Origin of the sequence: Rhizobium mulingense, from assembly GCF_029194105.1 — a bacterium.
Classification (GTDB): domain Bacteria; phylum Pseudomonadota; class Alphaproteobacteria; order Rhizobiales; family Rhizobiaceae; genus Rhizobium; species Rhizobium mulingense.
Genome location: NZ_JARFVE010000019.1, coordinates 14,357 through 37,207, shown reverse-complemented (window position 1 = coordinate 37,207; position 22,851 = coordinate 14,357). Strand labels below are relative to the sequence as shown.

Sequence of the window (22,851 nt, the reverse complement as noted above, 5' to 3'; positions counted from 1 at the left end):
GCGCGTCGCATCGACCGTGGTCAGCAAGCCGCGCTTTGGCTCTTTGCTTCCGCGTCGTTGTCAGCGGCCCCCCGGCCACGTCCGCAGCGACTTGTCTCAGGCGGCCTTGCGCACGCCGACGAAGGCGAAGGCCGCAAGCAGGATCCCCGCAATCACGTTCCAGCCGGCGAAAGACAGGCCGAGCACCCGGAGCGCCGCATCGGTGCAGGATGGACCCTTGATCGTATTGAGTTCGCCGAGCAGATCGCCGGCATTGGTCGTCATGCTGCTTGCGGTGGTCGAGCAGGTGGCGGGGCCGGGCCAGAAATGCCATTCGACGCCGGCGTGATAGACGCCCATGCCTGCGGTGACCACCATCAGGATGCCGGCTGCGAGAATCATTGCGCGGGAAATCCAGTTCGGCAGACCCGCGAGCTCGCAGATCGCAGCGAGAATGGCGATCGGAATCGCGTAGTAATAGGGCTGGCGCTGCAGCAGGCACAGTGCGCAGGGAATATAGCCGCCGATATACTGGAAGCCGATAGCGGCGCCGACCACCGCCGCCATGCCGATGGCGAGCAGTATGGAATAGATGAAGCCGGGACGGGCTAGGGGTGAGGCGGTGGCAGTCATGGCGGAGCTCCGCGAGAGTTTGGCTTGAAGCAATTCCAGCAAAAGTGTGAAGCGGTTTTGCGTCCGGAATTGCGTAAAATTAAAAGAGATAGAGCATCTTCGTTATTCGAAGAAAAAGGAAATGCTCTAGTGAGCGAAAGAGCGGTAGCCGAAATATAGCACGATTGCCGCAGTGGCACCGATGCCGACGAGCTGGCCGAGGCGCTTCTCGATGAATTCACGGATCGGCTCGCCGTAGCGGCGCAGCAGCCAGGCGAGGAAGAGGAAACGGGCGCCGCGGGCAATAATCGCCGAAACAATGAAAAGGCCCAGATTGACGTGAATGACGCCGGACAGGATGGTGACGATCTTGATCGGCGGCAGATGCGCAAGGCCCGACGTGACGAGCAGCAGCAGGATCCACTCATAGGTGACATAGGCCTTCATCTGCTCGAAGGCATCGAGTTTGCCGTAGAATTCGAGAACTGGCCGCGCCACCGTCTCATAGGCGTAAAAGCCGAGCGCCCAGCCGGCGATGCCGCCGAGCACGGAGGCGACAGTCGCAATCAGCGCATAGCGATAGGAGCGTTCCGGTTTGGCGAGCGCCATCGGCAGGAAAAGCACATCGGCGGGGACGAGAAAGACGGAGCTTTCGACGAAGGCGATGACGGCAAGCCAGACTTCAGCCGATTTGCGCGCGGCCAGAGACATGGTCCAGTCGTAAAGTCTGCGGAGCATTCCGTTCCCTTCCTGTTGCGGTGCAAAAGAGCTTTAGGGGCCGTGCGCGGCCCTGTAAATGCTTGGCCGTGTCCTTCGTGCCACCCGCCGCCTAAAAATTTCGTGATGCGGACATTGATGCCGCTCCCAAGATTTCATGAGATGGCGAATCGGCCATTGTGAGGCAGGCTGGTTTGAGGGCGACGTGCAGGGTGTCATGAGAATGTTCAAAGTGATCGAGGGCGGCCGCGCTCAGGCCGTGGAACTGGATGACGGGCTCGGAGCGGGACGGGGACCGAACAGGGACGATGTGCGTCGAGAAGCTGCCCGGAGGCTGAACGAAAGCGGTTATCATCTGTCCCGCGTTCGGGAATTCGCGACCGGCGTGCCGATGCTGGCGTCTCTGAAATACTTGTCGCTGCAGATCGATTTCGCGGCCGAGACACTGTCGCGGCTCGATCCAATCCCGGAGGATTTCCGTTCCGACGGCTATTGGCCGGCAGGCTGACAGCATCGCACAACGGGTTTGCAGGTGGTCTGGCCCCTGAACTCCGGGTGTCTGCGCGTCAGGACAGATCCATCGACTTTTCCCATTGCTGACGCAGCACGTTCATTTCCGTGCGCTTCTGGGCCATTTCGCTGACGATCGCCCGCAGGTTGGGATGGTGCGACATGAACATGTTGAAGTCGCGTCGCTCAAGGACTTCGAACTGGCAGAAGTCGACGGCGATGACATCGGCCGTTCGCCGTCCGCCGCTCAACAGCGCCATCTCGCCGAAGAAGGCACCCGGTTCGAGGCGGATCGCGCCGCTGGCGAGCCGCACTTCCACGGCACCCGAGGAGATGAAATACATGCTGTCGCCGCGGTCGCCGCGGCGGATGACGCGTTCGCCGGGCGGGGCTGACTTTGCCTTGAAGAGCAACAGCAACTCCTCCTGTGCGTCCTCGCCGACCTGGGAAAACAGCGGGAAGGTTTCGATCAGCTGCTGCATCTTCAACTGGTGCTGACGTTCGCGCTCCTCACCGAGCGCCCTGATCTTTTCCAGTTCCTTGCCGAGTGTCTTCTGCCTCTTCCTGCCGTAGCTTTCGAAGAGTGGGGGCCATTTCGAATGGATATATTTTTTCAGGCCCTCGCTGGCAAAGATCACGATCGGATTGAGGGTAATCGACAGGATCGCGGCGGCAAGGATCAAATCCTGGCCCTCATGCGGCAGCAGCCCGAGCGAGACTCCGAGGCCGGCAAGAATGAAGGAAAATTCGCCGATCTGGGCGAGGCCGCCGGCCAGCGTCAGCCCTATGCCGATCGGATAGCGCAGCAGCATGACTATCATGAAGGTGATGAGGGCCTTGCCGAGAATGACGAGCGCCAAGGCACCGATCACGGCGAGCGGCTGGCGCACCAGGATCGAGGGATCGAAGAGCATGCCGACGGAGACAAAGAACAGCACGGAGAAGGCATTCTGCAACGGCAGCGAATCGGCGGCCGCCCTGTGGCTGAGCTGGGATTCGCTCATGACGACGCCGGCGAAGAAGGCGCCGAGCGCAAAAGAGACGCCGAAGATCGCCGCCGAGCCGAAAGCAATGCCGAGCGCGATTGCCAGCACGGTCAGCGTGAAGAGTTCGCGTGAGCCTGTGCGGGCGATCATCGTCAGCAGCCAGGGCACGATACGAGGGCCGAGAAAGATCGCCATGGCGGTGAAGGCCGCCACCTTCAACAGGGTCAGCCCGATTGTCAGCGCCAGCGGCAGTTCACCGAGGCCGTGATTGGTCGTATCGACCGAGTGGCCGCCGAGAAGCTCGGCCAGCGCCGGCAGCATCACCAGCGCCAGCACCATCACCAGATCCTCGACGATCAGCCAGCCGACTGCGACGCGCCCGCTCGGCGCGTTGACGAGATTGCGCTCCTCCAGCGCTTTCAGAAGAACCACGGTACTCGCAACCGACAGGCTGAGGCCGAAGACCAGGCCGGCGCCAAGGCTCCAGCCCCAGAGTTTGCAGAGACCAATACCCAGAAGGGTGGCGAGGATGATGCGCCCGATCGCGCCGGGCACGGCGAGCCCGCGCACGGCGAGCAGATCGGAGGCGGAAAAATGCAGGCCGACGCCAAACATCAGGAGGATGACGCCCATTTCGGCAAGCTGGCCGGCAAGCGCGGTGTCTGCAACGAAGCCGGGCGTGAACGGCCCCATCAGGATGCCGGCGAGGAGATAGCCGACGAGCGGTGGCAGCCGGAGCCGGTCAGCGCAATAACCGAGGATCGCCGCGAAAACGAAACTGACGGCGACCGTTGCGATAAGCCCTACTTCCTGATGCACGTCCGACCCTTCCTGTGATGGCGGCGGCCACTCTGTACGAAGTACACGCAAAATTAAACAGTTGATTTGGCGGGTGGCGGCCCTTGTTCTCAATGCTTGCGATCAGGTGTGGAACTGGTCTGCTGTCGTTTGCGGCGGGCCCGGGCGATCGGCGATGTTGGAACCAGTTGCGTCTTGTCTCGTTGCCCCTTCATCAAGAATGGAGAAACGACATGCGGAAAATCATCCTGAATTGTACTGTAGCGGCCCTTGCCGCCTGCTCGTTTGCAGCGCCTGTTCTCGCCGACAGCGTATACGTGAGGGAACGTACCTATGATGACGGTTATCGTCATGAACGGGTCAGACCCGGCATCACCATCAGCGAGCGTGGCGTCACTTTCGGTGCGGTGCGCGAACGTGAGCACCGCCGCTATCGCGACAATGGCTGCGAAACCAGAAGTGTCACCCGCCAGACCGATGACGGCGAAGTGACCAAAACCGTCCGGCGTTGCAATTAACCGGAAATCCGCGACAATGACTTGAAACCCGGTTCAAAGAGCCGGGTTTTCGCCTTTCGTGGCGCGCATACTCTCAATGCAGTGGTGAAACTCGTCCGTCGGTGTTATGAGCACGCCTTTGGTACAAGCGCACTCCCAGCGCAAACAACTCCTGCCCAGGATCTTTAGTATGATTGAGCTTACGCCGTCCCAGATCGCCGCACTGAAACTGGCCAGGGATGGAGACCTTTACCCTCAACCTGCCAATAAATGGACGCATCAGAACGCGACGGTAACTTACGCGAAAAACGACCGTTGGAAAGAGCGGCCTCAGAAAATCAAATCGGTTACCGCCAAGACGCTGGGCGAGCTCAAGGAACCGGGTTTCCTCGAGCGGCGGCACCTGGATGACGATGTCTCGAAAGACGTCTACGGCATCACCATGGCCGGCAAGATGTGGCTGCTGAAAAACAAGTAGTTTTATTCGGATAGGAGTTCGTTTGATGCTCCCGCGTCAGCTCTTTGAAGCATGGGCTACGCGGCGCATCGTAATGATGGTGCTGCCAACCGGAGCGCTATCGAACCAGTCCGCCTTCGTTCCTGATGGAACTGCCGCGCGACAGCCGAGCCGAAGCTCACAGAGCGGAGGCTGGTGCCCCATGCCGGGGTCGAACCAGCACTTCTTTCGAAACTCGATTTTGAGTCGAGCGCGTCTACCAATTCCGCCAATGGGGCAACGGATACCGACGAGGCGGGTGTCTAACATGTGTGCGCCTGCGCATGCAAGACGGACGAACGAAGTTATCGCGGCAATCCGGTGGAGAGACCCGGCCTTGTTTCGAGGCCGGGTCCTCTCCGAGATCAGTGGGCCGCGGCAGGGGCGGCACTCGGCAGGCCTGACTTCTTCAGCGTGATCGCCAGGATCGAGGCCAGCAGGCAGAAGGCGCCGGCGACGAAGAAGGCGGGCAGATAGCTCGACAGTTCCGTGCGCGAGAGGCCGGCGCCATAGGCGGCGGTGGCGGCGCCCAGCTGATGGCCAGCAAAGACCCAGCCGAAGACGAGGCCGGCCTTTTCACGGCCGAAGCGGTCGGCGGCGATCTTGACGGTCGGCGGCACGGTGGCGATCCAGTCGAGGCCATAGAAGATGGCAAAGATCGAAAGGCCGTAGAAGCTGAAATCGCTGAAGGGCAGATAGAGTAGCGACAGGCCGCGCAGGCCGTAGTACCAGAAAAGCAGCCAGCGATTGTCGAACCGGTCGGACAGCCAGCCGGAGCCGATGGTGCCGAAGAAATCGAAGATGCCCATGACGGCAAGCACGCTGGCGGCGGCCACCGGCACGATGCCGAAATCGCCGCAGAGGGTGACGAAATGGGTCTGAATCAGGCCATTGGTGCTGAGGCCGCAGATGAAGAAGGTGGCAAAGAGGATCCAGAAGGTCGAGGTCGTCGAAATCTCGCGCAGCGTGGTGATCGGCGTCATCAGGGCGGCACCGAGCGTCGGCCTGGCCGGTGCCGGCGTCACATGCGCCTCACCCAAGGAGGGCAAATTGACGTCAGCCGGCCGGTCGCGCATGAAGGCGAGAACGGCAAGGGCCGCGACCATGATCATGGCGCAGACAAAAAACACCGTCGAGCGCCAGCCGTAACGCTCCGTCAGCTCCGCCATCAGCGGCAGGAAAACGAGCTGGCCGGTGGCAGAACTCGCCGAAAGCATGCCGACGACGAGACCGCGATGCTTGGTAAACCAGCGCGTTGACACCGTCGCGGCGAGCACCATGGCGGTCAATCCGGTGCCGAAGCCGACGACGATGCCCCAGAGCAGCAGGAGCTGCCACAACGTCGTCATGAACAGCGAGCCGACGAAGCCTATGCCGATCAGCGTCAATGCAAAGACGATGACCTTGCGCACACCGAAATAATTCATGAAGGCGGCGGCAAACGGCCCCATGAAGCCGAAAAGGATCAGGCGGATCGCAAGTGCGGAGGAAATCTGCGAGGTTTCCCAGCCAAATTCGTCCTGCAGCGGCTTGATGAGCACGCCGGGCGCGCCCATGGCGCCCGCCGTCACCAGCATGGTGAGGAAGGTGGCGGCAACGACGACCCAACCGTAATGAATGTTGCGCCGGGCAAGGGTGGAGGCAAGGGCTGTGGAAACCATGTGCGCGATTCCGTTGGGATTCAGATTGGCGGAGATACTGGACCGATTTACATGATGGTCATCATATTTCTTGCGTATTGATGATGGACATCATATAATTTGTCAAGCCGCTATTTCTGGAGACGACGATGCGGGTCAGCCGCGAGAAATTTGCCGAAAACCGCGAGAAGATTCTGAGTGTTGCCGGTGTGCTCTTCCGGGAAAACGGTTTTGACGGCGTCGGCGTTGCCGACATCATGAAGGCGGCGGGACTGACGCATGGCGGCTTTTACGGTCACTTCAGCTCCAAGGATGAGCTGGCGCTGGAGGTCAGCCGCAAACTGATCGATCGGGTAGAAGAGCGCTGGAAGGAACATATCGCCAGTTCGCCGGATCGGCCGCTCGAAACGCTTCTCGACCATTATATTCACTGGCGCACGGTTGATGATCCCGGTGGCAGCTGCGTCTTCGCAACACTGATCCAGGAGGTGAGCCGCAGCCGCGGCGCGGTTCGCGCCGTTTTCAGCGATGGGCTATCCGTGCTGGTCGATACGCTCGCCGATATTGTTCCCGGCGAGAGCGAAGAGGAACGCCGGGCCAATGCCGCAACGACGCTGTCATCGATGATGGGCGCGGTCATCCTTGCCCGGGCAGTCGAGGACCGCGGGCTTGCCGAGCAGTTTCTGGTGACGATGCGCCGGCAGCTCGATCCTGCCAACCGGACATAGGCTCAGTCGCGGGAGGCGATGAGGGCGTTGGCCTCGATGATCTCGGTGAATTTTCCGTCCGGCGAGAGAGCGGCGAGCTCGTTTCGTAAGGCCTGTTCGAATTCGGCCGTGCTCTCGCCGAGCGCCTGCGGCGAAGTGACCGACATGGAGAAGGCACGGCCGATGATCTCGTCAGCGTCGAGCAGCCGCTCGGTGACGATGCCGATCCGTTCGAGATTGCGGAAGGCGGAGCGCAGCAGAAATTCCTCGTGCTTTATCCAGTCCGGCCCGCGGCGAAGCTGTCGTTCTGTTCTGATCGGTTCCGGCGAAAAGCGTTCCGAGATCTTTTCCAAAACGTCGCGCCAGGCGGGCGAGGCGGAGATGTGGCGGTCGCCGAAAAGGATGACGGCGCCCTCCGGCTTAGTCAGCCTGTCCAGCGTCGCAAGCGTTGCGGCGCGGTCCATCCAGTGGAACGAGCGGCCCATGGTCGTGATCTTCAACGGTCCGAAGGCGGGGCCGAGATCGTAGGAGGAGCCGAGGACGAATTCGGCGTGAATACCGGCTGCCGCCGCGCCCTCGCGGGCCGCGTCCAGCATTTCCGGCTCCGGATCGAGACCGGTGACGTCGGCACCGGCAAGGCGGGCGAAGGCGATGCCGATCTGGCCCGGTCCGCAGCCGAGATCGAGCAGGCGGTCGCCTGGCCGAAGGCCGGTTCTGGCGGTCACGCGTTCGATCAGCGCGTCGGGATAGGGAATGCGGAAACGGCTGTAATAGGCGGCGGTGGTGCGGAAGCGGCGGGGCTCGAAAGGAACGGTGGTCATGATGGACGATTCCTCGATATTTCAGGCAAGTGCCAGGACGGAACTGTAACCGGCGTGTGTCGTATCCCGATCCTCTACCGCGGTCGGGAGAGGATCTGCCTTTATGAGGGCGCTGAGAAGAGGGATGCGGCTATTTGAAGCCGGCGACGGCATGCGGAATATAGGGTACTTCCAATACGGCGATTTCCTCGGCAGTGAGCTTGACCGTGAGCGAAGCGACAGCGTCCGTCAGGTGGTTCGGTTTGGACGCGCCGATGATCGGGGCGGACACCACGCTCTTCTGCAGGATCCAGGCGGTGGCGATCTGGGCGCGGGAAATGCCGCGGGCGCTGGCGATGTCGGCCACCGCCTCGACGATCCTGCGGTCGGCATCGATCGATTGCGTGTAGAGCGTCTTGCCGAATTCGTCGGTCTCGCTGCGCGCCGTCGTCTCGTCCCAGTCACGGGTCAGACGGCCGCGGGCCAGCGGGCTCCAGGGAATGACGGCGATCTTCTGGTCTTCGCAGAGCGGCAACATTTCGCGCTCCTCCTCGCGGTAGAGCAGGTTCAGATGGTTCTGCATGCTGACGAATTCCGTCCAGCCGTTCAGCCGGGAGACGTAAAGCGCCTTGGCGAATTGCCAAGCATACATCGACGAGGCGCCGATATAACGCGCCTTGCCCGCTTTGACGACGTCATGCAGCGCTTCCAACGTTTCCTCGATCGGCGTCGTGTAGTCGAAACGGTGGATCTGGTAGAGGTCGACATAGTCGGTGCCGAGACGGCGAAGACTATTGTCGATCTCGTCGAGGATCGCCTTGCGTGACAGGCCGGCGCCGTTCGGACCCGGCCGCATGCGGTTGAACACCTTGGTCGCCAGCACGATATCTTCGCGCTTGGCGAAGTCCTTGATGGCGCGCCCGACGATCTCCTCTGAAGAACCGTTGGAATAGGTGTTGGCGGTGTCGAGAAAATTGATGCCGAGGTCGATCGCCTGCCTGATCATCGTCCGGCTTTCCTCTTCGCGCAGGCTCCAGGCATGATTGCCACGGCCCGGATCGCCGAAGGTCATGCAGCCCAGACAGATTTTCGACACTTCGAGACCGGTCTTTCCAAATTTGACGTATTCCATGAAACGACTCCGTGAATTGAGACACCCCGTACGGCGTTTCATGATCTAGTGCGAAACCCTCAAAGTCGCAGGGAGGCGCACGCGGAATCGGCGCGGCGATGCGTACAATGTTACGTGATAGGGCCGCCGGTTCCGTCGTCGGCTTGCACATCCGCGCCGCAAGGTGTTAGCTGCTGCAGCATTTCACCGGAAGCCAGACTATGCGACTGCCCTCCCATGATCGTTACGACGATCTCTATCGTGATTTCTCCTGGCGGATTCCGGAAGACTTCAATATCGGCCGCGCCGTCAGCGACGATTGGGCGGCGAGAGATCCGGAGCGTGTCTGTCTCGAACATTTCAGTCCGGACGGCGACCATCTTTCGCTGACCTATGGCGAGCTTTCCGGCGGCTCTTCCATGTTCGCCAATGCGCTGGCATCGCTCGGTATCAATCGCGGCGATCGCGTTGCTTTGCTGATGCCCCAGTCCTTCGAGACCGTGGTTGCGCATGTCGCGATCTATAAGATGGGCGCGATCGCCTTGCCGCTGGCGTTGTTGTTCGGCGTCGAGGCGCTGGAGTATCGGCTGCGGATATCGGGTGCGGCGGCAATCGTCACCAATGATTTCGGCCTCGATCGTATCCGGCAAATCCGCGATCGTCTGCCGGAACTGCGGCATGTGATCAGCGTCGATGGCGCTCCCGACGCTCTCTCCTTTGCCGATCTCATCGTATCGTATGCGCCGGTCTTCGAAGGAGAAAAGACAACGCCCGACGATCCGGCGCTGATGATCTTCACCTCGGGCACAACGGGGCCGCCGAAAGGCGCGTTGCATGGTCACCGTGTTCTGCCCGGCCATATTCCCGGCATGCAGTTCGCCCATGAGGGTTTTCCAAAGGTGGGCGACAAGGTCTGGACGCCGTCCGACTGGGCCTGGGCGGGTGGTCTGCTCAATGCACTGCTGCCGAGCCTTTTGCTCGGGGTTCCCGTCGTCTCGTCGCCGGCGCAGAAATTCGATGCTGATATGGCCTATCGGATCATGGCGGAGATGGATGTGCGCAATGCCTTCATCCCGCCGACGGCGCTGAGGCTGATGCGATCCGTTTCCGATCCCCGCTCGAAATATGATCTGGTGCTGCGCACAATCGGCTCGGCCGGGGAGGCGCTCGGCCGCGAGACCTATGAGTGGGCGCGGCGCACGCTCGGCATCACCGTCAATGAATTCTACGGCCAGACGGAATGCAATTTCGTGCTCTCGTCGGGTGCTGCCTATGATGTCAGCAAGGCCGGTTCTATCGGCCGGGCGGTGCCCGGACACCGCGTTGCGATCGTCAATGAGGCCGGCGATGAATTGCCGGCGGGCGAGCCGGGCCAGATCGCCATCGCCAGTCCCGATCCCGTCATGTTCCTCGGCTATTGGAACGATACGGAGGCGACGACACGAAAATTCGCCAAGGGCTGGCTGCTCACCGGCGATATCGGCCGGCAGGACGCAGACGGCTACGTCACCTTCGAGGGCCGCGACGACGACGTCATCACCTCATCCGGATATCGCATCGGCCCGGCGGAAATCGAGGATTGCCTGATCGGCCATCCCGCCGTGCAGCTTGCCGCTGCCGTCGGCAAACCCGATGCCATGCGCACCGAGATCGTCAAAGCCTATATAGTGCTGGCGCCGGGCCATTCGCCAAGCGAGGCGCTGGCCGTCGATATCAGGGACTGGGTGAAGATGCGGCTTTCGATGCACGAATATCCGCGCGAGGTGGAATTCGTCGAATCATTGCCGCTGACGACGACCGGCAAGGTGATCCGCCGGCTGCTGCGAGAGAAAGCTGCGAGGGAAGGTTAGCCCCGGCCGGCGAGCGACATGATCTTTTCGCGCAGCACCTTCGCCATGTTGCGGGTGCTGCGGTACATGTGGAGCTGGGCGGCCACCTGGCGCATGTCCCGGTCGCCGTTCTGCTTCAGGCCGACCACCAGGGTTCCCATCTCCTCGCGCTCCTGCCAGAACCGGCTCATGATCGGATGGTCGGAAACGGCGCAGGAATCGGAGCGGACGATATTGGCATCGTCGAGATGCCATTCGGTGAGTTCGCTCATCAAAAGCTTGCCCGGAGAATAGCGGGCATAGTTTTCGTCATAGGCTGTCTTCCAGGTATAAGCATCGCCGCCCATCATCAACACGACGATCGCGGCGATCGCCTTGCCGTTGAGGTCGATCGTATGAATGCGCACGGCGTCGACGGCGGCAAGGTTCGACACGGCCTCGCGGGCGAAGGCGGTATGATAGCGGTCGGTGACGAGAGCGCTCCGCCGCTTGCCCTTCCAGCCGCCGGCCTCCATCGCCAGGAATTCTTCGAAGCGGACGTGGATTTCGCGCGGCTGGCGGGCGACGGCATAGGCCGCCGTTCCGAGTTCCTCCAGCAGACGCCACTGGCGGCGCATCTCGCGCATATGCGAGGAGGAGATGGTCTTGTTCAGATAGGCAGGCGCCTCTTCTTCGCTCTGCAGCATCGGGCGCAGATAGGGATTGGTCACGGTGAGCGGCAAATTGCGACCGAGCGCCACGGCCTTTAGCATGCGCACGAAAATTCCGTTCAATCTCAGATCCGGCAGGACCAGGGTACTGGGCAGGTTGAGATCGCGGATGGTCAGCCCCTCGAAGAAATTGCCGAGGGTTTCGGCCGCATCCTCGCTGTCGACAAGCGGCGTGCCGAGCGGGCCGAAGCTGTTCGACCAGCCGCGGATGATCGAGGGACCGACGGCAAAGCCCGGCTTGTCGACAGAAAACGGCAGCAGGAAACGCATGCGGCTCCGGCCGGCATTGTGGTCGCGGATCAGGGCGAAATTCACCTGCCTGTCTTCGAGCCGCGGCATGGCGGGCGCAAGGAAGCGGCCGGAGAAAAAGACGTTCGGCTCCATCGCCCGGTTGGAGAGGAAGTCGAGCTCGTCCTGAAGGTCGTAGCCGAGCTTGCCGGGATAGAGGCAAAGTTCGCGTCCGGGCCGGCCGATCTCGGCACGGGCCTCGGCCTGCGGTGCCTCGAAATGCAGCGACGCGAGATCATGGATCATGCGGTTGGTGATGCTGTCGGTGCTTTCGGTGACGGGGGGCGGACGCACCATCTATCGAACTCTCATTTCTGGCGTTGCGGCGGAGGGGCTGGCAAAGGCGAAGAGGACGATGCCGAGCGTGCGGCGCACGGCGACATGCAGAAGAATAGCCTCGACCGCCATGGCGGAGGCGGTGGCAATCGCGGTGCCTTCGATGCCGTAATGCGGGATCAAAGCGAGGTTGAGACCCACATTGGCGGCCAATGCCCCGGCATAGAGCGTGACGCAGAGATTCTGCTTGCCGGCCATCATCAGCAGCGTTTCGGCCGGGCCGACCAGCGATTTGGCGAGGATGCCGGCAAGCAGGATCGCCATGACCAGATAACCCGCAGTGAAGGCGCCGCCGAACAGCGACAGCAGCAGATGGCCAGTCCCGAGAACGGCAAGACCGACGCCGAGCGCCGGCCAGAAGGTCCAGCGGGCGGCATCGGCAGCGGCGCTCGCTAGCTGGGCATGGTCGCCCTCAGCGATGATCGAGGAAAAACGCGGGCCGGAAGCGGCCTTGACCGAGAAGTTGATGAAATGCACCAGCGCCATGGTCTTGGCGGCGGCGAAATAGATGGCGACGTCATGCGGCTCGAGGAAAATGCCGACAACGACGACGTCGGAATTGGTCAGCAGGAAGCTGACGCCCTCGATCAAGAAGATCGGGAAGGCGACACTGAGCCAGGCAAGGAAATCGACCTTGCGCGGACCGTCGTCATAATGCCGGCGGAGGCGGTAAAGAGTCGCGCCATATTGGCCGAGTGCGGTGACGAAGGTGGCCACGAGCGCCGCCTGCATGGCGGTGACGGCCGTATGCTCCGCGCCCATGACAATCGCAATCAGCATGCAGGCGATGATGAGGATCGGCCGGATAATATAGACCGGACTCAGCGCCATCACCGGCCAGTGGTTCGCCCGCGAGGTGCCCTCCAGAATATCTCCAAGCGCGATCATCGGCATGGCAAACAGGCCGAGGAAGATCGGGACGAGATAATAGGGCTCGATCAGATCACCGAAGAAATGCAGCCCGAGCATGCCGGCGGCAAGCATCGCCGTGCCGGACAGCAGCGCGAAGATCCGTGCCATACCTGTGAGGCCGCGGATTTCCTCGAAGGCGCCCGCCGCCTTGTACTGCGGCAGAAAGCGGATGATCGCGGTGTGGAAGCCAAGGCAGGAGAGATCGCCGAAGACGACGACCAGCACCCAGACGAAAACGAAGATGCCGTATTCATATTCGCCCATCAGCCGGGCGAGCACGATCTGGGAGACGAAGGCGAGTGCGGCGCTGAGGATGCGGATCGAAAAGGCCGTCAGCGCCATGCGCTGGGCGGCGGCCTTCTCGCCGCCCTCGGTCAGCACGGCCGCGAGCATGCGCAGCGTTCGACCGCCGATCGGGCGCAGTCCCGCCGGCAGCATTTTCTCCGCTGTTTCTATGACCGCCATGATGAACACGCATAACTCTGAGGTCAGGCAAATCGTCCCCGAAGTCTTGACAGAGCAGGGTTAAGAAACGGTTCCGGAACAGCCGCGGTCCGCGGGCCTGGAACTCCAGTTGCCCGGCGTTGCCGCACAAAAGCAAATGCCGCCCGAAGGCGGCATTTTCAGATTTGTCGTGTTTGCCTCAGACCTGTTCGAAGGCGCCGTGGCAATGTTTGTATTTTTTGCCGGAGCCGCAGGGGCAGGCCTCATTGCGGCCGACCTTGCCCCAGGTGGCGGGGTCCTCGGGATTGCGGTTCTCGGGCGCGACCATCACTTCGGAGGCTTGGTAGATCGGAGCGAAATTGTCTTCGCCGGTCATCGGATCGAGATGATGGGCCTGCATCAGCGGCGGTTCGGGTTCGGCCGGCGCCTGCTGCACCAGCTCGACGCGCATCAGCTGGGCGGTAACGGCCTCGCGCAGATTGTTGAGCAGGCCGGTGAAGAGTTCGAAGGCTTCCGACTTGTATTCCTGCAGCGGATCGCGCTGGGCATAGCCGCGGAAACCGATGACCGAGCGCAGATGGTCGAGGTTGACGATATGCTCGCGCCAGAGATGGTCGAGCGTCTGCATAACGATCGAGCGCTCGACATAATGCATGATGTCGGCGCCAAAACGCTCGGCCTTCTCTGTAAAGGCGGCATTGGCGGCTTCCGTCAGGCGCTCGCGGATATCGTCCTCGCCGATGCCTTCCTCCTTGAACCAATCCTCGATCGGCAGATCGAGATTGAGGATATTGGTGACGCCGGCCTTCAGGCCAACGGCATCCCATTGTTCGGCATAGGCGCGTTCGGGGATATGCTTTTCGACCAGATCCTCAATCACTTCGCGGCGCATGTCGGAGACGGTCTCCGAAATGTTGGTCGATTCCATCAGTTCGAGACGCTGCTCGAAGATCACCTTGCGCTGATCGTTCAGAACGTCGTCATACTTCAGCAGGTTCTTGCGAATGTCGAAGTTGCGAGCTTCGACCTTCTTCTGCGCGCGCTCCAGCGCCTTGTTGATCCAGGGATGGACGATCGCCTCGCCCTCCTTGAGGCCCAGCTTGGTCAGCATGCTGTCCATGCGGTCGGAGCCGAAGATGCGCATCAGGTCGTCCTGAAGCGAAAGGTAGAATTTCGAACGGCCGGGGTCACCCTGGCGGCCGGAGCGGCCGCGCAGCTGGTTGTCGATGCGGCGGCTTTCATGGCGTTCGGTGGCGATGACATAGAGGCCGCCGGCGGCGAGCGCCTTCTGCTTGAGTTCCTTGATCTCTTCGACAATCGCCTGGATGCGGGCATCACGCTCCGGACCGGCTTCGATCTCGCCAAGTTCGCGCTCGATACGCATTTCCAGGTTGCCGCCAAGCTGGATGTCGGTGCCGCGGCCGGCCATGTTGGTGGCGATCGTGACGGCGCCCGGCACGCCGGCTTGCGCGACGATATAGGCCTCCTGCTCGTGGTAGCGGGCGTTCAGCACCTGGAAGTCATTGAAGCCCTGCTTGCGCATGCGCTCGGCGAGCAGTTCCGATTTCTCGATCGAGGTTGTGCCGACGAGCACCGGCTGGCCGCGCTTGTGGGCGTCAAGGATCTCCTCGATGATCGCCTTGAATTTTTCGTCGAAGGTCCGGTAGACCTCGTCGTCCTCGTCGATACGCTTGATCGGCAGGTTGGTCGGGACCTCGATGACATCGAGATTGTAGATATTGCCGAATTCTTCTGCTTCCGTCTGCGCCGTGCCGGTCATGCCGGCGAGCTTGTCGTACATGCGGAAATAATTCTGGAAGGTGATCGAGGCCAGCGTCTGGTTTTCCGGCTGGATCTGCACCTTTTCCTTGGCTTCGAGCGCCTGGTGCTGGCCTTCCGAATAACGCCGGCCCGGCATCATGCGGCCGGTGAACTCGTCGATGATGACGACTTCGTCGTTGCGGACGATATAGTCCTTGTCGCGCTGGAAGAGCTTGTGGGCCTTCAGTGCATTGTTGATGTGATGGACGATCGCAACATTCTCGATGTCGTAGAGCGCGTTGCCCTTCAAGAGGCCGGCCTGGCGGAGCAGGTTCTCCAGCTTCTCGGTGCCCTCTTCGGAGAAGTTGGCGGAGCGCTGCTTTTCGTCGATCTCATAATCGCTGGGGGCGAGCAGCGGAATGAAGGCGTCGATCGTATTGTAGAGTTCGGAACGGTCGTCGAGCGGGCCGGAGATGATCAGCGGCGTACGCGCCTCGTCGACGAGGATCGAGTCCACTTCGTCGACGATCGCGAAGTTGTGGCCGCGCTGGACCATCTGGTTCTTCTCGTACTTCATATTGTCGCGCAGATAATCGAAGCCGAGCTCGTTGTTGGTGGCATAGGTGATGTCGCAGGCGTAGGCGGCGCGGCGCTCCTCGTCGGAGAGACCGTGGACAATGACACCCGTGGTCATGCCGAGGAAGCCATAGACACGGCCCATGGTCGCGGCGTCGCGCTGCGCGAGATAATCGTTGACGGTGACGACGTGCACGCCCTTGCCAGAAAGCGCGTTCAGATAGACCGGCAGGGTGGCGACGAGGGTCTTGCCTTCGCCGGTCTTCATCTCGGCGATCGCATTCGAGTGCAGGATCATGCCGCCGATCAGCTGTACGTCAAAAGGTCGCAGGCCGAGAACGCGGCGCGAAGCCTCGCGCACGACGGCAAAGGCGGGGATCAGAATGTCGTCGAGCGTCTTGCCTTCGGCCAGAAGAGCGCGGAATTCCGCGGTCTTTGCCGCGAGCTGCTCGTCCGTCAGGGCTTTCGTCTTCTCTTCGATGGAATTGATCGCGGTGACGTTCGGCTGGAAGGACCGCACGCGGCGATCATTGGACGACCCAAATAACTTGCGGGCTATACCGCCAAAGCTGACCATGTGACTGGTCCTTTCTCAATATTCATCCGCGACGTTTCTTGTCCGCGGCCCAGCCGAAAATCAGGCGCACGCCTTGAAACGCCCGGAAACTGTTCTGGACGCGAGGTTGCGTGACAGATAAGAGGGGGGTCGAATGATGTCAACGGATTTGGCGGATACAGAAAGGCCACAATCCGGTGTTGATGGCTATTTTGAGCTGGAATAGGCGATGCTGACGCCGGCGATGAAACTGTGAAGGGTTATTTGATGTTGAGCACCAATAAATTCGCCCTGCTGGCGTTTGCAACTTTCGTTGCATTCCAGGCTCCGGCCCATGCAGAGGACGCTGTCGTCGCCAAAGTCGGCAATCTGGAGATCCACCAGTCGGAACTCGATCTTGCCGTCGCCAATCTCGATCCGCAGCTGGCGCAGCTTCCCGACGACCAGAAGAAGGTCGCAGCTCTCTCCGCCGCCATCGACGTGAAGCTCCTTGCTGCCGACGCCATCACCGAAAAGCTCGACCAGACCGAAGAATTCAAGAAGCGCATGCAGTATCTCTCCGATCGCGAGCTGCATAACGCTTATTTCAAGAAGCATGTCGTCGACACTGTGACGCCCGAAGAAATCAAGGCGCGCTACGACAAGGAAGTCGCGGCCCTGCCGAAGCAGGAGGAAGTCCACGCCCGCCATATCCTCGTCAAGACCGAGGACGAAGCCAAGGAGATCATCAAGCAGCTCGACGCCGGCAAGGATTTCGCCGAACTCGCCAAGGAAAAATCCACCGATCCGAACAAGTCGGAAGGCGGCGATCTCGGCTTTTTCTCGCGTGGTCGCATGGTCAAGGAATTCGAGGACGCAGCCTTCGCGCTCGAGAAGGGCGCCTATTCCAAGACCCCGGTGAAGACCGACTTCGGCTATCACGTCATCAAGGTCGAGGACAAGCGCGACGCTCCGCCGCCGCCTTTCGATCAGGTGCAGGATCAGGTTCGTCAGCTCGTCATGCGCGACAAGTATCTCGCCCTCCTGAACCAGGCCAAGACGTCCGCCAAGATCGAGATCTCGGACGAGACGCTGCGCAAGGGTTATGATCAGGCCAACAAGCAGCCGGAGCCGGGCAGCGAGCCTGCCCAACCGGCGCCGAAGCAGTAATATCGCATCAGGGCCCGGTTCTTCCGGGCCCTTCCTTATCGTTGTTGTTGTCGCATTTCCGACGGCGAGCCGGTTTCCATTTCGCCCGGAAATGCTCATTGGCAGGTTTCATCATGTCCGGTTCCGTTTCTCCGCTCGCACCGAAATCCTTCGTCCAGATGCCTTCGCTGCGCGGCGTGCGCATGGCGACGGCTTCCGCCGGCATCAAGTACAAGAACCGTACCGACGTGCTGATGATGGTCTTCGACAAGCCGGCCGCCGTCGCGGGGGTGTTTACCCGCTCCAAGTGCCCGTCGGCGCCGGTCGATTTTTGCCGCGCCAACCTGCCCCATGGCAGCGCCCGGGCCGTCGTCGTCAATTCCGGCAATGCCAATGCTTTTACCGGCATGAAGGGCCGCCAGGCGACCGCGCTGACGGCGAAATCGGCAGCCGCCGCCGTCGGCTGCGGCGAGAACGAGGTCTACCTGGCATCGACCGGCGTCATCGGCGAACCGCTCGATGCCACCAAATTCTCAGGCGTCCTGGATAAGATGCAGGCTGAGGCCACCAGCGATTTCTGGTTCGAAGCCGCCAAGGCGATCATGACGACCGACACCTATCCGAAGGTTTCGACCCGCAGCGCCGAAATCGGCGGGGTTGCCGTCACGATCAACGGTATCGCCAAGGGTGCCGGCATGATTGCGCCCGATATGGCGACGATGCTCTCTTTCGTCGTCACCGATGCCGATATCGCGCCGGCCGCGCTGCAGGTGCTGCTGTCGGATGGCGTCGGCCCGACCTTCAATTCCATGACCGTCGACAGCGACACCTCCACGTCCGACACGCTGATGCTGTTTGCGACGGGTGCGGCGGCCGAAGACGGCCAGGCCCGCATCGAACGCGCCGACGATCCCCGGCTTGCCGCCTTCCGCGCCGCTCTCAACGAAGTGCTGAAGGATCTGTCGCTGCAGGTGGTGCGTGACGGCGAGGGCGCCACGAAGATGCTCGAAATCACGGTGACCGGTGCCGAGAGCGACGCCGCCGCCAAGCGTATCGCGCTGTCGATTGCCAATTCGCCGCTGGTCAAGACGGCGGCTGCCGGCGAAGACGCCAATTGGGGCCGGATCGTCATGGCCGTGGGCAAGTCAGGCGAGATGGCCGACCGCGACCGGCTGGCCATCTGGTTCGGCGACGTCAGGGTCGCGGTCAATGGCGAGCGTGATCCCGATTATTCCGAGGAAGCCGCCTCGAATGTGATGAAGGCGCAGGATATCCTCGTCAAAGTCGATATCGGCCTCGGCTCTGGTTCGGCAACCGTCTGGACCTGCGACCTCACCAAGGAATATGTTGCGATCAATGGCGACTATCGGAGCTGATCGTTCGTTGGAGCAGGCATCTATTTCCTCGCAGAATTTGCCGCTGGTCCGCAGGCTGGAGGCTGTCGGTTTTCGCGCCTGGCCGGCGGCATCCGTGCAATATGACGGCAGTTGGCAGGTCCGGTTGACAGCCGGCCACCCGTCCAATCGGCTGAACTCCATCGTGCCGCTCGATCCCTCGGACCATCGCGACGTCCAGATCCGCCTGGAAAAGGCGAGCCGCAAGTTCGAGGCCTATGGCCGCGCCGCCGTCGTCCGGCAGACTCCGCTGGCGTCGCCGGTGCTGATCGAGCTTCTGCGCGCCCAGAACTGGACGCGATTTGACGAGACAGTGGTAATGACCTGCGATCTCGCCGAGGCTGCGCTGCCGGATACGCTCGATCATCTGCCGACCCATGACGTCGGCCGTTTCGTCGATGCCAATCTGACGGTCGAGAGGGCGCCGCTGAGCTTGAAGCCGGCGCTCGCCGAAATCATTTCCGCGATCAAGCCGCCATCGGGCCTCTTCATGATCGAAAGTGCGGCAGAGGGACCGCTCGCGACCGTGCTCTGCGTCCAGGACAACGATCTTGCCGGCATCATGTCGCTTTCGGTCTGCGAAACGCGGCGGCGCGAAGGACTGGGCACCGAAATCCTGACTTCGGCGCTGCGCTGGGCCCGCATGCGCAGCGCCCGATCGGCCTGGCTGCAGGTAAAGCTTTCCAACCGCCCGGCGATCGCACTTTATGAGCGCCTCGGGTTTCGCGACGCCTATCATTATTGTTATTGGCAGCGGGAGACGCGATGAGCGAGGCAGGCCGGAAGATATTGCTGGTCGCCGCCTGCGCGCTGATCGATGCCGATCGGCGTATTCTATTGGCACAGCGTCCCGAGGGAAAATCGCTTGCCGGGCTCTGGGAGTTTCCCGGCGGCAAGGTCGAGCCCGGCGAGACGCCGGAGGAGACGCTGGTGCGCGAGCTCGAGGAAGAACTCGGCATCAAGACGAAGATCGCCTGCCTCGCGCCGCTGACTTTCGCCAGCCATTCCTACGAGACGTTCCATCTCCTGATGCCGCTTTATATTTGCCGGCGCTATGAAGGCATTGCACAGGGCCGCGAGGGGCAGGCGCTGAAATGGGTGCGTGCGGGGGCTCTTCGGGATTACCCGATGCCGCCGGCCGACGAGCCGCTCATCCCGATGCTGCAGGATTTGCTTTAAAGCGGCTCTCGTTGAGCTTGGTCCGTGCGACCCGCCCGCGATTTTGTTTTGTCGATGTGTCATTATTCTGCAGTCGCCGGACATTTCCAGGTGCTATGCATTAGCGTTTGCTGATTATTATTGCGCCGTGCTGCTTTCGGCTGTGGATATTAATGGATCGTTTAACACCTTCTGCCAAAGATCGGCCTCAATCAAGCATCTGGCGTGCGTGTATTAAAAGGCTTGACCTCATGGACGATGATTTCTGGAAAGCGGTCCGGGAGAAGGAACGGGCTTCGTCTGCCTCGCGCAGGACGGGTGCGCTCAATATCGCCCTTCTCTTTGGCACGGCGGTGGTCGCCCTGACGCTGATCCTGACGCCGATGCTTGCCGATTCTTCGAAGAAAAGCGTCTTTGCCAGCGCGCCGGTGGATTTCGACACGATCACCACCGGATCGATCCCGAACAACGAAGGCGGTAAGCGTTATACGATCCGCCGCAGCGTCCTCCAGCAGACGCCCGGGTCGGTTTGCGTCGTTCAGGGATATGGCGTCGGCGCCGGTTGTTGAAAATGCCGGCCATCGCCTGATGGCTTGCAACTGGTCATTGCAGTCAATTCAGAGAGTTGGTAATGCGTCTTTTGAAAGCATTTCTTGCGGACGGCACAGGTGCAACGGCGGTCGAATACGGCCTGATCGCCGCCGTCATCTGCACAGCGCTTGTCTCGGGTCTCGGCATCTTTACCGGCAGCCTGCAGAACGTCTTCAGCGTTGTCAGCAACAATATCACCGTCAATTGAACTGGCGGCCGACTGTTTTTGACGGGCTGCAGCATGACGAGCTGCACTAGCCGCTGACACTTTTCGATATCATTCACTATTGCCTGAGCTTGTGCTCGTCCACTTTCAGCGCATCGGCAAGGCGTACCTTGGCCGAACCTGGCTGGAGCGGCTTCTGCTGGCTCTCGTGAGCCGCCCATCCGGAGACATAGATGATTGAAAAGGTCGCGCGAATGCGTCCGTCCGGGTCGGAATAGCGATCGGCATAAATCTCTGCCGCACGCAGGAAGAAGGCGCGGGTCAGGGGCATGCGGTCGCGGGCTGCGAGCGGATTGCTCATGCCCATGGCTCGGAGATCGCGCATCAGCGGAAAGAGAGAATCATATCGTACCGTATAGGTCTCAGCGTCGATCACCGGCAGGGTGAAGCCGGCGCGCTGCATGAGACTGCCGACATCGCGCACATCGGCGAAGGGAATGACGCGCGGGCTGGCGCCGCCGGTCATTTCGACCTCAGCGGTCAAGAGGGCGTCGCGCAGTTCCTGCAGCGTGCCGGCGCCGGGAATGGCTGCCAGGAACAGGCCGTCCGGCTTCAAAGCACGCCGGATCTGGATGAAAACACCCGGTGTGTCGTTGGTCAAATGCAGGCTGAGCGGCGCAAGGACGAGATTGGTCGATTGCGGCTCGAGCGGGACGTCTTCGAAAGGCGCTTCGATCAGGGTATCGCCTGGGGCCGCATAGGCCTTCTCGCTCTCGATGCGGATCATTGTGCTGATCTTGCCCGTCGCCATTGCCGCGCGGGCCGCGGCACCTGTCGTGCCGTGCAATTCGACGGCGGTTTCAAAACGCCGCTCGACGACATCAAGCCTCTCGGCCATTTCCTCTGCCGCGATGTCCAGCAGAAAGGCGGCTTTCGGGTCGTTGTTGACAAGCGCGCGATGGCGATGTGCGGCGATCAGGTCTCTGTCGAAGATCGTTTCCATGGCGATGTCCATAGTCCCGCCCCGCTGAAGCAGCAAGGCGATTTTCCTTTGGATGAGAACAGGCTAGTCTCGTCGGCATGGGACCAATCGATTTCGAGAGACCGGCGGAGTTTTTGCGGACGCAGCTCTTGCGGCCGTTTTCGGCGCTCGCCGACTTTCTTTATCCGCCCGCCTGTTCTGTCTGCGGTATTTCGACCGGTGGCCATCGCGGACTGTGCGCGAAATGCTGGGCCGGCATCCGCTTCATCGAACGGCCCTATTGCGAGGTCCTCGGCATTCCGTTCTCGCACGATCTCGGCGCCGGCATCCTCAGCGCCGAGGCGATCGCCAATCCGCCGCCTTTCGACCGGCTGCGGTCGGCGGCGACCCACGACCATGCGGTTCGCGACCTCGTGCACGGGCTCAAATATCGGGATCGCACCGATCTGGCGCCGATGATGGCCGGCTGGATGCTGCGCGCCTCTGACGGGACGGTCGAAAGCTGCGATGCGCTGATTCCGGTGCCGCTGCACCGCACCCGCATGCTGACCCGCAAGTTCAATCAGGCTGCCGAGCTTGCCCGCCATATGGCAAGGCTTTCGGGAAAACCGCTGCTTGCCGCCACCCTTGTGCGCGTCAAGCGCACCAGCCAGCAGGTTGGCCTCGGCGCCAAGGCACGCGAGGACAATGTCAGAGGCGCTTTCGCGATTACGAAGGGGCGCGAAAACGACATTTTCGGCAAGCGCGTCGTCCTTATCGACGACGTCTACACGACAGGGGCGACGGTTGCCGCCGCAAGCCGGACGCTGCGCAAGGCGGGTGCGGCCGAGATCACGGTTTTGACCTTTGCAAGGGCTCTCTCCGAGCCTATATGACAGACATACCCGGCATCCGTCTGGAGATATTATGGTACCCGTCACGATCTATACACGACAGTTCTGCGGCTATTGCAGCCGCGCCAAGTCCCTTCTTGAAGAAAAGGGCGTCGACTACGTCGAGCACGATGCGACCTATTCCCCGGACCTTCGTCAGGAGATGATCGGCAAGTCGAACGGGCGGACCACCTTCCCGCAGATCTTCATCGGCGCCGAACATGTCGGCGGCTGCGACGATCTCTTTGCGCTCGACCGAGCCGGCAAGCTCGATCCGATGCTGGCGGCCTGAGGA

The 22,851-nt window shown here is 61.4% G+C and carries 23 protein-coding genes and 1 tRNA gene; 13 read left to right on the top strand and 11 right to left on the bottom strand.

Annotation, left to right across the window (positions count from 1 at the left end; genetic code table 11):
• Positions 1-96: 96 nt before the first annotated feature.
• Together PYR71_RS28715 and PYR71_RS28710 are read right to left on the bottom strand one after the other, a co-directional pair.
• Positions 97-612, bottom strand: a complete 516-nt coding sequence (locus PYR71_RS28715) for a disulfide bond formation protein B (RefSeq protein ID WP_275621703.1) — start codon at positions 610-612, stop codon at positions 97-99.
• 126 nt (positions 613-738) lie between these two features.
• Entirely contained in the window at positions 739-1,329 is a 591-nt protein-coding gene (locus tag PYR71_RS28710) for a YqaA family protein (RefSeq protein WP_275621702.1), read from the bottom strand.
• A 196-nt stretch (positions 1,330-1,525) separates the two neighbouring features.
• Between PYR71_RS28710 and PYR71_RS28705 the strand changes: the two genes are divergently transcribed.
• Positions 1,526-1,816, top strand: coding sequence for a hypothetical protein (locus tag PYR71_RS28705; RefSeq protein ID WP_183917100.1), 291 nt, complete (start codon positions 1,526-1,528; stop codon positions 1,814-1,816).
• 58 nt (positions 1,817-1,874) lie between these two features.
• Here PYR71_RS28705 and PYR71_RS28700 read toward each other — a convergent pair whose 3' ends face one another.
• Positions 1,875-3,623 carry a cation:proton antiporter domain-containing protein gene (locus tag PYR71_RS28700; RefSeq protein WP_275621701.1) on the bottom strand — a complete coding sequence of 583 codons (1,749 nt, stop codon included), beginning with the start codon at positions 3,621-3,623 and terminating at the stop codon, positions 1,875-1,877.
• 212 nt (positions 3,624-3,835) lie between these two features.
• On the opposite strand from PYR71_RS28700, the gene PYR71_RS28695 reads away from it, so the two are divergent.
• Together PYR71_RS28695 and PYR71_RS28690 are read left to right on the top strand one after the other, a co-directional pair.
• Positions 3,836-4,120 carry a hypothetical protein gene (locus PYR71_RS28695; RefSeq protein WP_183917096.1) on the top strand — a complete coding sequence of 95 codons (285 nt, stop codon included), beginning with the start codon at positions 3,836-3,838 and terminating at the stop codon, positions 4,118-4,120.
• A gap of 169 nt (positions 4,121-4,289) precedes the next feature.
• The gene (locus PYR71_RS28690) at positions 4,290-4,577 is read left to right on the top strand and encodes a hypothetical protein (RefSeq protein ID WP_003589997.1); all 288 of its coding nucleotides are present in this window, start codon (positions 4,290-4,292) and stop codon (positions 4,575-4,577) included.
• Positions 4,578-4,749: 172 nt separating this feature from the next.
• On the opposite strand, the gene PYR71_RS28685 is transcribed toward PYR71_RS28690, so the two are convergent.
• Both PYR71_RS28685 and PYR71_RS28680 read right to left on the bottom strand, forming a co-directional pair.
• Positions 4,750-4,834: transfer RNA gene (locus tag PYR71_RS28685), tRNA-Leu, on the bottom strand.
• Positions 4,835-4,960: 126 nt separating this feature from the next.
• The gene (locus PYR71_RS28680; RefSeq protein WP_183917094.1) at positions 4,961-6,256 is read right to left on the bottom strand and encodes an MFS transporter; all 1,296 of its coding nucleotides are present in this window, start codon (positions 6,254-6,256) and stop codon (positions 4,961-4,963) included.
• Positions 6,257-6,384: 128 nt separating this feature from the next.
• Between PYR71_RS28680 and PYR71_RS28675 the strand changes: the two genes are divergently transcribed.
• Positions 6,385-6,963 carry a TetR/AcrR family transcriptional regulator gene (locus PYR71_RS28675; protein WP_010032760.1) on the top strand — a complete coding sequence of 193 codons (579 nt, stop codon included), beginning with the start codon at positions 6,385-6,387 and terminating at the stop codon, positions 6,961-6,963.
• A gap of 2 nt (positions 6,964-6,965) precedes the next feature.
• On the opposite strand, the gene PYR71_RS28670 is transcribed toward PYR71_RS28675, so the two are convergent.
• Positions 6,966-7,763 (bottom strand): class I SAM-dependent methyltransferase, encoded by a 798-nt coding sequence (locus tag PYR71_RS28670; RefSeq protein ID WP_275621700.1) that lies wholly within the window; start codon positions 7,761-7,763, stop codon positions 6,966-6,968.
• A 130-nt stretch (positions 7,764-7,893) separates the two neighbouring features.
• Positions 7,894-8,874 (bottom strand): aldo/keto reductase, encoded by a 981-nt coding sequence (locus PYR71_RS28665; RefSeq protein ID WP_275621699.1) that lies wholly within the window; start codon positions 8,872-8,874, stop codon positions 7,894-7,896.
• Between the two features lie 200 nt (positions 8,875-9,074).
• Here PYR71_RS28665 and PYR71_RS28660 point away from each other — a divergent pair, with 200 nt between their 5' ends.
• Positions 9,075-10,703: an AMP-binding protein gene (locus PYR71_RS28660; protein ID WP_275621698.1), complete on the top strand. Its 1,629-nt coding sequence runs from the start codon at positions 9,075-9,077 to the stop codon at positions 10,701-10,703.
• On the opposite strand, the gene PYR71_RS28655 is transcribed toward PYR71_RS28660, so the two are convergent.
• The 3 genes from PYR71_RS28655 to secA form a co-directional block, all read right to left on the bottom strand.
• A complete protein-coding gene (locus PYR71_RS28655; protein ID WP_275621697.1) occupies positions 10,700-11,977 on the bottom strand; it encodes a GNAT family N-acetyltransferase in 1,278 nt (425 codons plus the stop codon). The two genes, PYR71_RS28660 and PYR71_RS28655, sit on opposite strands and share 4 nt — an antisense overlap.
• Complete coding sequence (locus tag PYR71_RS28650) at positions 11,978-13,393, bottom strand: lipopolysaccharide biosynthesis protein (protein WP_275621696.1); 1,416 nt, start codon at positions 13,391-13,393, stop codon at positions 11,978-11,980.
• Positions 13,394-13,571: 178 nt separating this feature from the next.
• Positions 13,572-16,286, bottom strand: a complete 2,715-nt coding sequence (gene secA / locus PYR71_RS28645; protein ID WP_275621695.1) for a preprotein translocase subunit SecA — start codon at positions 16,284-16,286, stop codon at positions 13,572-13,574.
• A gap of 246 nt (positions 16,287-16,532) precedes the next feature.
• Here secA and PYR71_RS28640 point away from each other — a divergent pair, with 246 nt between their 5' ends.
• From PYR71_RS28640 to PYR71_RS28615, 6 genes are all read left to right on the top strand, one after another.
• The gene (locus PYR71_RS28640; protein WP_275621694.1) at positions 16,533-17,414 is read left to right on the top strand and encodes a peptidylprolyl isomerase; all 882 of its coding nucleotides are present in this window, start codon (positions 16,533-16,535) and stop codon (positions 17,412-17,414) included.
• A gap of 113 nt (positions 17,415-17,527) precedes the next feature.
• Complete coding sequence (gene argJ / locus PYR71_RS28635; RefSeq protein ID WP_275621709.1) at positions 17,528-18,769, top strand: bifunctional glutamate N-acetyltransferase/amino-acid acetyltransferase ArgJ; 1,242 nt, start codon at positions 17,528-17,530, stop codon at positions 18,767-18,769.
• Positions 18,750-19,556, top strand: coding sequence for a GNAT family N-acetyltransferase (locus PYR71_RS28630; protein ID WP_275621693.1), 807 nt, complete (start codon positions 18,750-18,752; stop codon positions 19,554-19,556). Before argJ ends, PYR71_RS28630 begins: the two co-directional genes overlap by 20 nt.
• Positions 19,553-19,966, top strand: coding sequence for an 8-oxo-dGTP diphosphatase MutT (gene mutT, locus PYR71_RS28625; RefSeq protein ID WP_183917073.1), 414 nt, complete (start codon positions 19,553-19,555; stop codon positions 19,964-19,966). The genes PYR71_RS28630 and mutT overlap by 4 nt, the downstream gene beginning before the upstream one ends.
• A gap of 230 nt (positions 19,967-20,196) precedes the next feature.
• The gene (locus tag PYR71_RS28620) at positions 20,197-20,514 is read left to right on the top strand and encodes a hypothetical protein (RefSeq protein WP_275621692.1); all 318 of its coding nucleotides are present in this window, start codon (positions 20,197-20,199) and stop codon (positions 20,512-20,514) included.
• Between the two features lie 62 nt (positions 20,515-20,576).
• Entirely contained in the window at positions 20,577-20,744 is a 168-nt protein-coding gene (locus PYR71_RS28615) for a Flp family type IVb pilin (protein ID WP_183917069.1), read from the top strand.
• Positions 20,745-20,820: 76 nt separating this feature from the next.
• On the opposite strand, the gene PYR71_RS28610 is transcribed toward PYR71_RS28615, so the two are convergent.
• A complete protein-coding gene (locus PYR71_RS28610) occupies positions 20,821-21,705 on the bottom strand; it encodes a methyltransferase domain-containing protein (protein WP_183917688.1) in 885 nt (294 codons plus the stop codon).
• A gap of 77 nt (positions 21,706-21,782) precedes the next feature.
• On the opposite strand from PYR71_RS28610, the gene PYR71_RS28605 reads away from it, so the two are divergent.
• Both PYR71_RS28605 and grxC read left to right on the top strand, forming a co-directional pair.
• The gene (locus tag PYR71_RS28605; protein ID WP_275621691.1) at positions 21,783-22,559 is read left to right on the top strand and encodes a ComF family protein; all 777 of its coding nucleotides are present in this window, start codon (positions 21,783-21,785) and stop codon (positions 22,557-22,559) included.
• Between the two features lie 31 nt (positions 22,560-22,590).
• Positions 22,591-22,848 carry a glutaredoxin 3 gene (gene grxC / locus PYR71_RS28600; protein WP_010002303.1) on the top strand — a complete coding sequence of 86 codons (258 nt, stop codon included), beginning with the start codon at positions 22,591-22,593 and terminating at the stop codon, positions 22,846-22,848.
• Positions 22,849-22,851 lie beyond the last annotated feature (3 nt).

Coding starts and splice junctions, on each gene's coding strand:
- PYR71_RS28715 (WP_275621703.1), bottom strand. CDS start 612: ATGACTGCCACCGCCTCACCCCTAGCCCGTCCCGGCTTCATCTATTCC.
- PYR71_RS28710 (WP_275621702.1), bottom strand. CDS start 1,329: ATGCTCCGCAGACTTTACGACTGGACCATGTCTCTGGCCGCGCGCAAA.
- PYR71_RS28705 (WP_183917100.1), top strand. CDS start 1,526: ATGAGAATGTTCAAAGTGATCGAGGGCGGCCGCGCTCAGGCCGTGGAA.
- PYR71_RS28695 (WP_183917096.1), top strand. CDS start 3,836: ATGCGGAAAATCATCCTGAATTGTACTGTAGCGGCCCTTGCCGCCTGC.
- PYR71_RS28690 (WP_003589997.1), top strand. CDS start 4,290: ATGATTGAGCTTACGCCGTCCCAGATCGCCGCACTGAAACTGGCCAGG.
- PYR71_RS28680 (WP_183917094.1), bottom strand. CDS start 6,256: ATGGTTTCCACAGCCCTTGCCTCCACCCTTGCCCGGCGCAACATTCAT.
- PYR71_RS28675 (WP_010032760.1), top strand. CDS start 6,385: ATGCGGGTCAGCCGCGAGAAATTTGCCGAAAACCGCGAGAAGATTCTG.
- PYR71_RS28670 (WP_275621700.1), bottom strand. CDS start 7,763: ATGACCACCGTTCCTTTCGAGCCCCGCCGCTTCCGCACCACCGCCGCC.
- PYR71_RS28665 (WP_275621699.1), bottom strand. CDS start 8,874: ATGGAATACGTCAAATTTGGAAAGACCGGTCTCGAAGTGTCGAAAATC.
- PYR71_RS28660 (WP_275621698.1), top strand. CDS start 9,075: ATGCGACTGCCCTCCCATGATCGTTACGACGATCTCTATCGTGATTTC.
- PYR71_RS28655 (WP_275621697.1), bottom strand. CDS start 11,977: ATGGTGCGTCCGCCCCCCGTCACCGAAAGCACCGACAGCATCACCAAC.
- PYR71_RS28650 (WP_275621696.1), bottom strand. CDS start 13,393: ATGGCGGTCATAGAAACAGCGGAGAAAATGCTGCCGGCGGGACTGCGC.
- secA (WP_275621695.1), bottom strand. CDS start 16,286: ATGGTCAGCTTTGGCGGTATAGCCCGCAAGTTATTTGGGTCGTCCAAT.
- PYR71_RS28640 (WP_275621694.1), top strand. CDS start 16,533: ATGTTGAGCACCAATAAATTCGCCCTGCTGGCGTTTGCAACTTTCGTT.
- argJ (WP_275621709.1), top strand. CDS start 17,528: ATGTCCGGTTCCGTTTCTCCGCTCGCACCGAAATCCTTCGTCCAGATG.
- PYR71_RS28630 (WP_275621693.1), top strand. CDS start 18,750: ATGGCGACTATCGGAGCTGATCGTTCGTTGGAGCAGGCATCTATTTCC.
- mutT (WP_183917073.1), top strand. CDS start 19,553: ATGAGCGAGGCAGGCCGGAAGATATTGCTGGTCGCCGCCTGCGCGCTG.
- PYR71_RS28620 (WP_275621692.1), top strand. CDS start 20,197: ATGGACGATGATTTCTGGAAAGCGGTCCGGGAGAAGGAACGGGCTTCG.
- PYR71_RS28615 (WP_183917069.1), top strand. CDS start 20,577: ATGCGTCTTTTGAAAGCATTTCTTGCGGACGGCACAGGTGCAACGGCG.
- PYR71_RS28610 (WP_183917688.1), bottom strand. CDS start 21,705: ATGGAAACGATCTTCGACAGAGACCTGATCGCCGCACATCGCCATCGC.
- PYR71_RS28605 (WP_275621691.1), top strand. CDS start 21,783: ATGGGACCAATCGATTTCGAGAGACCGGCGGAGTTTTTGCGGACGCAG.
- grxC (WP_010002303.1), top strand. CDS start 22,591: ATGGTACCCGTCACGATCTATACACGACAGTTCTGCGGCTATTGCAGC.